The sequence below is a fragment of the Frateuria sp. genome, assembly GCF_013362045.1.
GTDB lineage: Bacteria > Pseudomonadota > Gammaproteobacteria > Xanthomonadales > Rhodanobacteraceae > Frateuria_A.
This window is the reverse complement of sequence record NZ_JABFWW010000119.1, coordinates 1-11,017: the sequence shown is the minus strand read 5'-3', so window position 1 is coordinate 11,017 and position 11,017 is coordinate 1. Positions and strand designations below refer to the sequence as shown.

General features: G+C 68.8%; 11 protein-coding genes. 5 read left to right on the top strand and 6 right to left on the bottom strand.

The genetic code is table 11. The features are described from left to right. Window positions 1-213: 213 nt before the first annotated feature. Complete coding sequence (locus tag HOQ08_RS05475) at window positions 214-708, top strand: MarR family winged helix-turn-helix transcriptional regulator (RefSeq protein ID WP_291192368.1); 495 nt, start codon at window positions 214-216, stop codon at window positions 706-708. Between the two features lie 82 nt (window positions 709-790). On the opposite strand, the gene HOQ08_RS05470 is transcribed toward HOQ08_RS05475, so the two are convergent. Both HOQ08_RS05470 and HOQ08_RS05465 read right to left on the bottom strand, forming a co-directional pair. After that, window positions 791-2,296 (bottom strand): peptide MFS transporter, encoded by a 1,506-nt coding sequence (locus tag HOQ08_RS05470; RefSeq protein WP_291192367.1) that lies wholly within the window; start codon window positions 2,294-2,296, stop codon window positions 791-793. Between the two features lie 128 nt (window positions 2,297-2,424). Next, entirely contained in the window at window positions 2,425-3,267 is an 843-nt protein-coding gene (locus HOQ08_RS05465; RefSeq protein ID WP_291192366.1) for a tryptophan 2,3-dioxygenase family protein, read from the bottom strand. Window positions 3,268-3,545: 278 nt separating this feature from the next. Here HOQ08_RS05465 and pdhA point away from each other — a divergent pair, with 278 nt between their 5' ends. The 4 genes from pdhA (at window position 3,546) to HOQ08_RS05445 (ending at window position 7,741) form a co-directional block, all read left to right on the top strand. After that, window positions 3,546-4,631 carry a pyruvate dehydrogenase (acetyl-transferring) E1 component subunit alpha gene (gene pdhA, locus HOQ08_RS05460; protein WP_291192365.1) on the top strand — a complete coding sequence of 362 codons (1,086 nt, stop codon included), beginning with the start codon at window positions 3,546-3,548 and terminating at the stop codon, window positions 4,629-4,631. Window positions 4,632-4,635: 4 nt separating this feature from the next. Next, complete coding sequence (locus HOQ08_RS05455) at window positions 4,636-5,616, top strand: alpha-ketoacid dehydrogenase subunit beta (RefSeq protein WP_291192364.1); 981 nt, start codon at window positions 4,636-4,638, stop codon at window positions 5,614-5,616. 187 nt (window positions 5,617-5,803) lie between these two features. Beyond that, complete coding sequence (locus HOQ08_RS05450; protein ID WP_291192363.1) at window positions 5,804-7,204, top strand: dihydrolipoamide acetyltransferase family protein; 1,401 nt, start codon at window positions 5,804-5,806, stop codon at window positions 7,202-7,204. 153 nt (window positions 7,205-7,357) lie between these two features. Continuing rightward, on the top strand, window positions 7,358-7,741 hold the full coding sequence (locus HOQ08_RS05445; RefSeq protein ID WP_291192362.1) for a VOC family protein: 384 nt from the start codon (window positions 7,358-7,360) through the stop codon (window positions 7,739-7,741). Window positions 7,742-7,858: 117 nt separating this feature from the next. On the opposite strand, the gene HOQ08_RS05440 is transcribed toward HOQ08_RS05445, so the two are convergent. The 4 genes from HOQ08_RS05440 to rocF form a co-directional block, all read right to left on the bottom strand. Further along, window positions 7,859-8,500, bottom strand: a complete 642-nt coding sequence (locus HOQ08_RS05440; RefSeq protein ID WP_291192361.1) for a DUF6348 family protein — start codon at window positions 8,498-8,500, stop codon at window positions 7,859-7,861. A gap of 5 nt (window positions 8,501-8,505) precedes the next feature. After that, the gene (locus HOQ08_RS05435; RefSeq protein ID WP_291192360.1) at window positions 8,506-8,835 is read right to left on the bottom strand and encodes a hypothetical protein; all 330 of its coding nucleotides are present in this window, start codon (window positions 8,833-8,835) and stop codon (window positions 8,506-8,508) included. 16 nt (window positions 8,836-8,851) lie between these two features. Then, window positions 8,852-10,210 (bottom strand): tryptophan--tRNA ligase, encoded by a 1,359-nt coding sequence (locus tag HOQ08_RS05430; RefSeq protein ID WP_291192359.1) that lies wholly within the window; start codon window positions 10,208-10,210, stop codon window positions 8,852-8,854. Between the two features lie 107 nt (window positions 10,211-10,317). Beyond that, on the bottom strand, window positions 10,318-11,017 hold a 700-nt coding region (gene rocF, locus HOQ08_RS05425), incomplete at its 5' end, for an arginase (RefSeq protein ID WP_291192358.1).

The following is an 11,017-nucleotide window of genomic DNA, read 5'->3' as shown; positions in this document are numbered from 1 at the left end:
CGAACTCGAAGCCGTCGATGCCCATCGGGTTCTCGAAGGTGGTCACCTGCATGCCGAGGTTCGGTTGGGCGTTCATGGCGCTCTCCTCAAAGGGCAGAAGACTTACAGTGGGCGACGCGGCCATGCCCGCAAAGGTGCACGGCGGCCACGAAGGATTCGGCTAGATCTCCGTTATAGTTACATATGAAACCATTTGCAAGGAGCCGCGCTGCCGTGCCTGCCAAGCGCCCACCCGCCCGGTCGACCGCCGGGCACTCCCCACAGGAGCATGCCCCGCTGGAGCTGGAGCGTTTCCTGCCCTACCGCTTGTCGATCGTTTCCAACACGGTCAGCCAGGCGATCGCCGACGACTACCAGCGCCGCTTCGACCTGGGCGTGACCGAATGGCGGGTGATGGCGGTACTGGCGCGCTTCGACGGCTTGTCCGCACGCGAGGTGGCCGAGCGCACGGCGATGGACAAGGTGGCGGTCAGTCGCGCATTGGCGCGGCTGGTGCAGGCCGGACGGGTCAGCCGCGCGGTGCACGACGGCGACCGGCGGCGCTCGGTGCTCAACCTGACCGAGGCCGGCTGGGCGATCCACGACGAGGTCGCGCCGATGGCGCGCCGGCGCGAGCGCGAGTTGCTGGCGAAGCTGGATGGCGAAGAGCAGGCCTGGCTCGGGCGCATCCTGGACAAGCTGATGCCCGACCACGAGCCGCCCCCGTAGGGAGGGTCGCAGGGGGCTTCAGCCCACCGCCGCCCCGCCGGGGACATGGCATGGTGGCTGAAGCCCACCCTACGCCTGCGCGTTACTTCACGCCGTGCATCAGCTTGTTGATCGACGGCGAGATCAGGAGCAACAGGACGCCGGAACCGGCCAGCACCCAGAAGCAGAAGCTGAAGCCGGACAGCGCGGACGCCACCGTCATGCCGTGCTCGCCGCTGATCGAGCGCGCCACCAGGCCGGAGAAATCGCCACCGGCGGCCAGCGACAGGAACCAGCCGCCCATCGCCAGGCCCACGAAGCGCGGCGGCGCGAGCTTGGTCACCATCGACAGGCCGATCGGCGAGAGGCACAGCTCGCCGAGGGTCTGCATCACGTAGCACAGCACCAGCGGCCAGAACGGGATCAGGCCGCCGGGCCCGAGCAGTTCCTTGAGCGCGTACACCAGCACCACGAAACCCAGGCCGTTGAAGATCAGGCCGAAGCTGAACTTGCGCGGGATCGAAGGCTCGGCGTTGCGGCGCGCGAACGCACCCCACACCAGCGTCAGCAGCGGGGCGAACACCAGGATCGCCAGCGGCGTCACCGACTGGAACCAGCCGACCGGGAACACCCAGCCGCCGAACATCTGCCGGTCCACCCAGTTCTCGGCCAGGAAGTTGAGTGAGGTGCCGAACTGGAAGTAGAAGGTCCAGAAAATCACACTGAAGACGAACACGATCAGCATGGCGATCACGCGATGCAGCTGCACGCGATCGTGCCGCATCGCCTCGACGATCAGCGCCGCCGCCACGCCCACGAACAGCACGCCGAGCAGCCACTGCAGGCCGTCGGCGCCGACGTAGGCCAACAGCGCGTAGATCACCGGTACCGCCACCGCTGCGCCGATCAGTACCCACAGCACCCGCAGGCGGTTTTCCATGCCCGGCAGCGGGCGGCCCACGCCCTTCAGGCCGCGGCGGCCGAACCAGAACCACAGGAAGCTCAGCAGCATGCCCACGCCGGCGGCGGCGAACACCACGCGGTAGTTCTGCTGCATCGGCGTGTCGGTGAAATAGGCCGCCATCCAGCCGGTGAGCAGCGGCGCCACGAAGGCGCCGGCGTTGATGCCCATGTAGAACAGCGTGAAACCGCGGTCGCGGCGCGGGTCGTCGCGGCCGTAGAGCTGACCGACCATGGTGGAGATGTTGGGCTTGAACAGGCCGTCGCCGGCGATCACCAGCGCCAGGCCCAGCATCATCAGCGGCTTGCTCGGCACCAGCAGGGTGAACAGGCCCGCGGCCATCACCGCTGCGCCGAGCAGGATCGAGCGCTGGTAGCCGATCACTCGGTCGGCCACGTAGCCGCCGAAGATCGAGGCCGCATAGATCAGCGCGGTATAGGCGCCGTAGATGCCGGCCGCCCAACCCTGCCCCGACGGATCGCCGTGGAAGAACTGCGCCACGATGTAGAGCACCAGCGCCCAGCTCACGCTGTAGTAGGCGAAGCGCTCCCAGAACTCGGTCATGAACAGCATCCACAGCGGACGCGGGTGGCCGAGCAGTTGCGGGTAGTCGGGCGCGGCCGGTGCGGCGTCGGCGGTCTGGTTCATGGGTTCCCCTTGGCGTGGAAGGCGCGCTCAGCGCGCGCCATCGTCGACGTGTAACCGGCACGGGGCCGCCGCGTCAATGGCAGCCCCCGTGGGTTGGGCTTCAGCCACCGCCCGGCGCCTCCCCAAAATCAGGTGCCCAGCACCGAGCGCACGTCCAGCAGCTCGGGGAAGAACTCCAGCTCCAGCGCCTTCTTGAGGAACGACACGCCCGACGAACCGCCCGTGCCGCGGCGATGCCCGATGATCCGCTCGACCGTCTTCATGTGGCGGAAGCGCCACAGCTGGAAGCTCTCCTCCACGTCCACCAGCTGTTCGCATAGGTGGTACTCCGGCCAGAAGCTGCCGCGGTCCTCGTAGATGCGCTTGAGCACCGGCAACAGGCCAGCGTTGCGCCGGTAGGGCTGAGTGAAGTCGCGATCGAGGAGTTCGGGCGGCACCGCGTGGCCGCGGCGGGAGAGATAGCGCAGGAACTCGTCGTACAGGCCGGGCGCCTCCAGCACCGCACGCAGTTGCGCTTGCGCGGCCGGATCGTGCGCGAACACGCCCAGCATGTCGACGTGCTTGTTGCCCAGCATGAATTCGATCATGCGGTACTGCAGCGACTGGAAGCCCGACGAGGGTCCGAGCCTGTCGCGGAACTCCAGGTACTCGGCCGGCGTGAGCGTTTCCAGCACCGCCCATTGCTCGAACAGCTGGCGCTGCACCTGCTTCACGCGGGCCAGCACCTTCAGGCAGGCGTCGACGTCGTCCTGGCGAAGGTGCGCGATCGCCGCCTTCAGCTCGTGGATGATCAGCTTCATCCACAGCTCCGACACGTGGTGCTGCACGATGAAGAGCATTTCGTCATGGTGCGCGGTCAGCGGCTTTTGTGCGGACAACAGCGTGCCCAGCTGCAGATAGCCGCCGTAGGTGATCTTGCCGTCAAGATCCGTCTCGATGCCGGCTTCGAGGTCGCGCTGGTTCTCGCCCATGGAATGCGTCCGTTCCCTTCGATCGAAGCGGACATGGTAGCGGGCGCGCTTCGCAGCCGGATCTGATCCGGGACAAGGCGCCTGTCACCGCTTTGTCAAAGCCCGGCCGCACCGTATCCACACGCCTGCGCATGTTGCACCGTACCTTGCACCGCAACATGCCCGCCTGCTATCAAACGCGGTCTTTCCGGGACGAAAAGCGCGCGCCAGGCCCCACTGGATGGGCCGCCGCCTCCCCCTACGCAGATCACCCACTTCACTTTCCATGGGAGCGAGTCGTGTCCATCGCCGCCAAGTTTGAAATCGAGTACCTGCAATACCTCGACGCCGAGGGCAAGCAGGTGCGCGACGACCTGCCTGCCTTCGCGCAGGATCTCAAGCAGATGGTCGAGCTGTACAAGCTGATGCTGTCCACCCGCGTGTTCGACGCCAAGTCGATCGCGCTGCAGCGCACCGGCAAGCTCGGCACCTACGCCTCGTGCCTGGGCCACGAGGCCGCGCACGTGGGCATCGGCAGCGCCATGAATCCGGAAGACGTGCTGGCGCCGAGCTACCGCGAGTATGGCGCGCAGCTCTACCGCGGCGTGCAGCCGCGCGAGGTCTACATGTACTGGGGCGGCGACGAGCGCGGCAACGACTACCAGAAGGAACCGGCGCGGCACGATTTCGCCTGGTCGGTACCGATCGCCACGCAGTGCCTGCACGCGGCCGGCTCCGCGCTGGCCTTCAAGATCCGCGGCGAGAAGCGCGTGGCCGTGTGCACCATCGGCGACGGCGGCTCGTCCAAGGGCGACTTCTACGGCGCCATCAACATCGCCGGCGCGCAGAACCTGCCGCTGGTCGCGGTGATCGTCAACAACCAGTGGGCCATCTCGGTGCCGCGCAAGATCCAGTCCGGCGCGCCGACGCTGGCGCAGAAGGGCATCGCCGCGGGTCTGTATTCGATCCAGGTCGACGGCAACGACATCATCGCCGTGCGCAAGGCGATGGAGGACGCGCTCGAGCGCGCCCGCAACGGCCAGGGCGGCAGCGTGATCGAGGCGGTGACCTACCGCCTGGGCGACCACACCACCGCCGACGACGCCCGCCGCTACCGCGGCGAGCAGGAGGTCAAGGACGCCTGGGCCAAGGACCCGGTCAAGCGCCTGAAGAACTGGCTGGTGGCGAAGAAGGTGTGGGACGAGAAGAAGGAAGAAGCCTGGAAGGCCGAGTGCGACGACTGGATGGACAACGAGGTCAACGCGTACCTGGAGACCAAGACCCAGCCGCTCACCGCGATGTTCGACTACACCTTCGCGGAAGTTCCAGCCGACCTCCAGAAGCAGCGCGACCTCGCGCTCTCGCTCGAAACCAAGGCCCACTAAAGTCATGGCACAGATCACTCTTATCGAAGCAGTCACCCAGGCGCTGGCCTACGAGATGGCCCACGACCCCTCCGTGGTCGTGCTGGGAGAGGACGTCGGCGTCAACGGCGGCGTGTTCCGCGCGACGCAAGGCCTGCAGGAGAAGTTCGGCGAGCTGCGCGTGCTCGACACGCCGCTGGACGAGACCACCATCGCCGGCGTCACGGTGGGCCTGGCCGCGCAGGGCATGAAGCCGGTCGCCGAGGCGCAGTTCGAGGGCTTCATCTACCCGATGATGGAGCAGATCGCCTGCCACGCCGCGCGCCTGCGCAACCGCACCCGCGGCCGCATCACGGTGCCGGCGGTGTGGCGCGCCCCGTGGGGCGGCGGCATCCGCGCGCCGGAGCATCACTCCGAGGCGAACGAGCATCTGTTCACCAACATTCCGGGGCTGCGCGTGGTGATGCCCTCCTCGCCCGCGCGCGCCTATGGCCTGCTGCTGGCGGCGATCCGCGATCCGGACCCGGTGATGTTCTTCGAGCCCAAGCGCATCTACCGCCAGTACAAGGAAGAGGTGCCGGACGACGGCGAGGCGCTGCCGCTGGACGTGTGCTTCGTGTTGCGCGACGGCACCGACGTGACCCTGGTGACCTGGGGCGCGCAGGTGAAGGAGACGTTGGAGGCCGCCGACGCACTGGCCGCCGAGGGCATCAGCGCCGAAGTGATCGACGTCGCCACGCTGACCCCGCTGGATTTCGACACGATCGCCGAATCGGTGCAGAAGACCGGCCGCTGCGTGATCGTGCACGAAGCCCCCAAGACCGCCGGCTTCGGTGCCGAGATCGCCGCGCGCCTGGCCGAGGAATGCATGTACGACCTGCTCGCGCCGGTCGAGCGCGTCACTGGCTTCGACACGCACATCCCGCTGTTCCGCCTGGAGATGAAATACCTGCCCAGCACCGAGCGCGTGGTCGAGGCGGCCAAGCGCACGCTGGCGGCCTCCTAATACCTCTCCCCTCCGGGGAGAAGGTGCCCGGAGGGCGGATGAGGGGCCAAGGCTCGCGGTGAACCGCATCAGAGCAGGCGTTGCGCTGATCGGTTTCAAGGCGAGCCCCACCCCTCACCCCAACCCTCTCCCCCGGGCTTGATAGAAGCAAGGGAGAGGGAACAAATTCCAACCTGGAAGCTCACTCATGGCTGACATCAAGACGTTCTACCTGCCCGACCTCGGCGAAGGCCTGCCCGACGCGACCATCGTCGAATGGCACGTGAAGGTCGGCGACACCATCAAGCTCGACGCCCCGCTGGCCTCGATGGAAACCGCCAAGGCGGTGGTCGAGGTGCCCTCGCCCTACACCGGCAAGGTGACCAAGCTGTACGGCGCCGCCGGCGACGTGATCGAGACCGGCGCCGCGCTGGCCGACTTCGAGCCCGATCCGAATGCCAAGCAGCGTGCCGAGGCCGAAGCCACCGGCCACCACCACGGCCCGAAGAAGAGCCCAGAAAAAGGCGTGGGCAGCCCTGCGCCCGACAATGGCCACAAGGTGGTCGCCTCCGACGAGGGCGGTGAGGTCGAGACCGGCGGCAAGGACCGCGAGGACGAAGGCACCGTGGTCGGCGCCATGGTCAGCGGCAACACCGTGCACGTCGAACAGGCCGCCAGCATCGGCGGCGTCAAGGCGGTGCCGGCCGTGCGCGCGCTCGCCAAGAAGCTGAAGGTCGACATCGCCAAGGTGCGCCCGACCGGCGCCGACGGCGTGGTCACCATGAAGGACGTCAAGGACGCTGCCGCCAATGGCAGCGCCACGCTCGGTGGCGCGCCGTCGCGCGCGGTGCCGGCCGCGGCCGGTCGCCACCTGGCGCCGGAACTGCCCGAGCCCGGTCCCGCTCCGCAGCGGGGGCCGGTCTCGCTCGCCGGCAAGCCGGTGCGCACTGCCCCACCGTCGCAGGCCGTCACCGGCCAGCCGGAGCAGTTGAAGGGCGTGCGTCGCAACATGGCCCGCGTGATGGCCGAGGCCCACGCCCAGGTCGTGCCGACCACGCTGGTCGACGACGCCGACCTGCACGCCTGGCTGGGCAAGCAGGACATCACCGCGCGCCTGATCCGCGCCATCGTCGCCGCCTGCAAGGCGGTGCCGGCGCTCAATGCGTGGTTCGACGGCAAGAACCTCACCCGCACCATGCACCGCCACGTGGACATCGGCATCGCGGTGGACACCGACGACGGCCTGTTCGTGCCGGCCCTGCGCAATGCCGACGTGCTCGACGGCGCCGGCGTGCGCGCCGCGATCAAGCGCCTGCGCACGCAGGTCGAGGACCGCAGCATCCCGCCGTCGGAACTCTCCGGCTACACCATCAGCCTGTCGAACTTCGGCATGTTCGCGGGCCGGTACGCGACGCCGGTGGTGGTGCCCCCGTGCGTGGCGATCATCGGCGCCGGCAAGCTCAGCCACGACGTGGTGGCGGTGATGGGCGGCATCGAAGTGCACCGCCGCATGCCGATCAGCCTGACCTTCGACCACCGCGCCGCCACCGGCGGCGAGGCGGCGCGCTTCCTCAAGGCGCTGCTGGACGACTTGGCCCTGCCGCAGTAAGCGAGCCGCCACCTCCCCCGGCCCCGCTGGGGGAGAGGGCTGGGTGAGGGAGAGGCCCTTCGCCTTTCCGGACAACGGAGCGCCCAGGGCGCTCCGTTTTCTTTTCACGCCCCCGCGCGCACGCTTCGGACTCCTGAAACACGGAGGCTTCCCATGCACCACAGCCGCCTGAGCACCCTCGTGCTCGACTGCCAGCTCGACGACCTGGCGCCGGCGATCCGCTTCTGGAGCGCAGCGCTCGGCAAGCCGGTTGAGGATGCCGACCAGGACGGCGACGGCCGCTACGCCGCCCTTGCCACCGGGGACGACGAACCGATCGTCCTGCTGCAGAAGGTCGATCACGAAAGCCGCGTGCACTTGGACATCGAAACCGACGACCTCGATGCCGAAGTTGCACGCCTGCAGGCGCTCGGCGCCCACGCGATCGCCTTCGTCAAGGAGCGCTGGTGGGTGATGCAGGCGCCCACCGGCCACCGCTTCTGCGTGGTGCACAGGCAGCGCGAGCGCTTCGGTCCGCACCTCAATCGCTGGGAATGAAGCGCCCCACACGCGCCGCCTGCCGCCTCGCGGGCCGCAACCGGCTGTCCAGCGGACCGCGGCCCGGCAGGGAAGCGCCGCTTGAATGCGCCACCGCGAAGCGGCGCAGGCGGCGCTTCAGTAGTCGCGCACGTCCAGCAGGATCAGGTTGCGCACGCTGTAGGCCTGCGTGCCGGTCGGCCAGGCCAGCGCAGCCAGCGCGCGGTCGCCTGCGGGCCAGGGCTGGTTGTCCAGCAGCACTTCGGTGGCCAGCGTGCCGTCGGCGCTACGGCGCAGGAACAGGCGGATCCAGTGCAGCCGGGGCGCCAGCGATTCGCCCTTCAGCGCATCGGCCACGACCGGCACGGCGGCAGCCGGCACCTGCAGGTCGGCGCCTTCGACCACGAAGCGGCCGATGAACGCATCCCAGCCGCGCAGCCCCAGCTCCCATTGCGCCAGCTCCAGCCTGCGGTCGTCGGTGACGTACCAGCAGGCGGCCAGCAACACCGGCAGGTCGCCGCCCGCAAAACGTTCCAGCGCGTCGCGGCAGCCGGCCTCCCCCGCTCCGCTGCCGGCGTAGCTCAGTTCGATCTGGCGTTCCTCGTCGAGCACGAGGTCGATGTCCAGGCGGCCGGGCTGGCCGAGCGCGCCCTCCCGCCAGTGCGCCCGCAACGCAGGGAAGTCGCCGTCGGTCAGCAGCCAGTCCTCGTCCGGTTCCAGCGCGACGCCGTGGTGTTCGAACAGCTGCAGCAGCAGCTTCTGCGTGTTGACGGCGGACATGGGGTTCATCGGTCCACCGCGCGCCACAGCAGATGGCGCACCAGCAGCGCCACCACCAATACGGCAACGCAGGCGCCGTAGCCGAGCAGCGCCGGCAGCACCTGCTGCCAGATCGCACCACTGGCGCGGCCGAAGGCGTCCACCTGCGGCGGCGGCGCGGCTTCGAAGCCGTAGGCGGCGCACCACGCGGCAGCGACGGCGGCCAGCAGCAGGGCGACCCCGTCGAACAGCCGCCGCGCCGCGGTACGCGGCAGGCCCTTGGGATAGGCAAAATAGGCCCAGCCCAGGATCAGCAGCCAGGGCGCGAGCAGCAGCAGGGCGAGATAGCGGAGCATCGTCTTCGGTCGCTCCTCAGGCCGCGCCGGCGAGCTGGTCGAGCGTCTCGCGCAACCGCTCCAGCGCCTGGTCGCGGGCCTGCTCGTCGGCGTAGTCCGGCGTGCTGCCGACCGCCTCGCCATCGAGCTCCAGCAACAGCGCGGTGGGCTTGAGCTGCACCACGGCGGCGGCGGCACCCAACTGCTTCAGGCGCTTCTGCGCGGCGCCGGCGGCCTTGGGATCGTCGAAGGCGCGCGAAAGCAGCAGCTCCTCGCCGTCGCCGGCGAACAAACGGAAACGGAAGCGGCCGTCGTCGTCGCGGAAACTGGCCAGGCGCGGCGGCTTGTCCGCGCGCGGCCGGGCCATGCCGGCACCCGCGACGGGCGCGTGGCTGCCCAGGCCGATAGCCTCGCGCAAGATGGCCAGCTTCGGCGTGGCGATGGCGCGTGCCTTGCGGGCGCCTTCGTGCAGGATCTCCTCGATGTGCGCCGGTTGCGCGATCAGCGCCTCGTAGCGCTCGCGCATGGGCGCGATCTGCCCTTCCAGCAGACCGAACAGCGCCTGCTTGGCTTCGCCCCAGGCCAGGCCCGCCTCCAGCGCACTCCGGAAGCTTGCAGTTTCGGCCTCGCCGGCGAACGCGCGGTAGAGCACGAACAGCGAGGAGTCGTCCGGGTCCTTCGGCTCGCCCGGCGCCCGCGAGTCGGTGACGATGCGCATCACCGCCTCGCGCAGCGCCTTGGAGCCGCCGGCGAACAGCGGAATGGTGTTGTCGTAGCTCTTGGACATCTTGCGGCCGTCCAGGCCGGGCAGCGTGGCCACCTGCTCCTCGATCTGCACTTCCGGCAGCACGAAGAAGTCGCGGCCGTAGATGTGGTTGAAGCGCTGTGCGATGTCGCGCGCCATCTCCAGGTGCTGGATCTGGTCGCGGCCCACCGGCACCTTGTGCGCATCGAAGGCGAGGATGTCGGCGGCCATCAGCACCGGGTACATGTACAGGCCCGCGTTGACGCCGGCATCCGCGTCCTCGCCGCTTTCCACATTCTTGTCCACCGCCGCCTTGTAGGCATGCGCGCGGTTGAGCAGGCCCTTGGCGGTGACGCAGGTGAGCAGCCAGCTGAGCTCGGGGATCTCGGGGATGTCCGACTGCCGGTAGAAGGTGACCCGCTCCGGATCCAGCCCGCAGGCCAGCCAGCTCGCCGCGATCTCCAGCCGCGAGCGCGCGATGCGCGTCGGATCGTCGCTCTTGATCAGCGCGTGGTAATCGGCCATGAAGAAGAACGCGTCGACGTCTTCGCGCCGACTGGCGGCGATCGCGGGGCGGATCGCGCCGGCATAGTTGCCCAGGTGCGGAGTGCCGGTGGTGGTGATGCCGGTGAGGACGCGGGTTCGGTTCATGGTAAGGACGATGGGAGAGGGAAACGCGCGGCGCGGGCCGCCGCGCGCGTCATGATAGGCGTTGCGGAAGCGCCACGGCGGATTGCGCTGATCCGCCGCAGCCGGCTTCAGCGGATCAGCGTGGATTTGCCGAACAGCGACTCGACCAGGTCCACGGCGAGCCTGGCGGTCTGGTTGCGCTTGTCGTAGGCGGGATTGAGCTCGACGATGTCGAGCGAACCCAGGCGGCCGGTGTCGGCGATCATCTCCATGCACAGCTGCGCCTCGCGGTAGGTCGGGCCGCCGCGCACGGTGGTGCCCACGCCCGGCGCGATGGACGGGTCGAGGAAATCCACGTCGAAGCTCACGTGCAGGTGGGTGTTCTCGTCGGCGTCGGCGAGCACTTCTTCCATCGCGCGCTTCATGCCGACCTCGTCGATATGGAGCATGTCCACGATCTTCATGCCGGCCGCCCGCACGAGCTTCTTCTCGCCTTCGTCCACCGAGCGGATGCCGATCTGGCGGAACGCGTGCGGCTCGGTAGCCGGCGTGTGGTTGCCGATGCCGGTGAGCACGGCCGGGCCGTTGCCGCACAGGCAGGCCACCGGCATGCCGTGGATGTTGCCCGAGGGCGTGGCTTCGGCCGTGTTGAAGTCGGCGTGGGCATCCAACCACAGCACGCGCAGCTGTTTGCCCTGGTCGCGGCAATGGTCGGCCACTGCGGAAATCGAACCGATCGCCTGCGAATGATCGCCGCCGAGCAGGACCGGGATGCGCCCGGCCTGCAGTTCCTGCCGCACCGCGGTGTGCACGGCCATGTTCCAGGTC

What these genes read in the sequence shown, in the direction of transcription:
- HOQ08_RS05470 (WP_291192367.1), bottom strand. Translation starts at nt 2,296, where the DNA reads ATGAACCAGACCGCCGACGCCGCACCGGCCGCGCCCGACTACCCGCAA.
- HOQ08_RS05465 (WP_291192366.1), bottom strand. Translation starts at nt 3,267, where the DNA reads ATGGGCGAGAACCAGCGCGACCTCGAAGCCGGCATCGAGACGGATCTT.
- HOQ08_RS05455 (WP_291192364.1), top strand. Translation starts at nt 4,636, where the DNA reads ATGGCACAGATCACTCTTATCGAAGCAGTCACCCAGGCGCTGGCCTAC.
- HOQ08_RS05450 (WP_291192363.1), top strand. Translation starts at nt 5,804, where the DNA reads ATGGCTGACATCAAGACGTTCTACCTGCCCGACCTCGGCGAAGGCCTG.
- HOQ08_RS05445 (WP_291192362.1), top strand. Translation starts at nt 7,358, where the DNA reads ATGCACCACAGCCGCCTGAGCACCCTCGTGCTCGACTGCCAGCTCGAC.
- HOQ08_RS05440 (WP_291192361.1), bottom strand. Translation starts at nt 8,500, where the DNA reads ATGTCCGCCGTCAACACGCAGAAGCTGCTGCTGCAGCTGTTCGAACAC.
- HOQ08_RS05435 (WP_291192360.1), bottom strand. Translation starts at nt 8,835, where the DNA reads ATGCTCCGCTATCTCGCCCTGCTGCTGCTCGCGCCCTGGCTGCTGATC.
- HOQ08_RS05430 (WP_291192359.1), bottom strand. Translation starts at nt 10,210, where the DNA reads ATGAACCGAACCCGCGTCCTCACCGGCATCACCACCACCGGCACTCCG.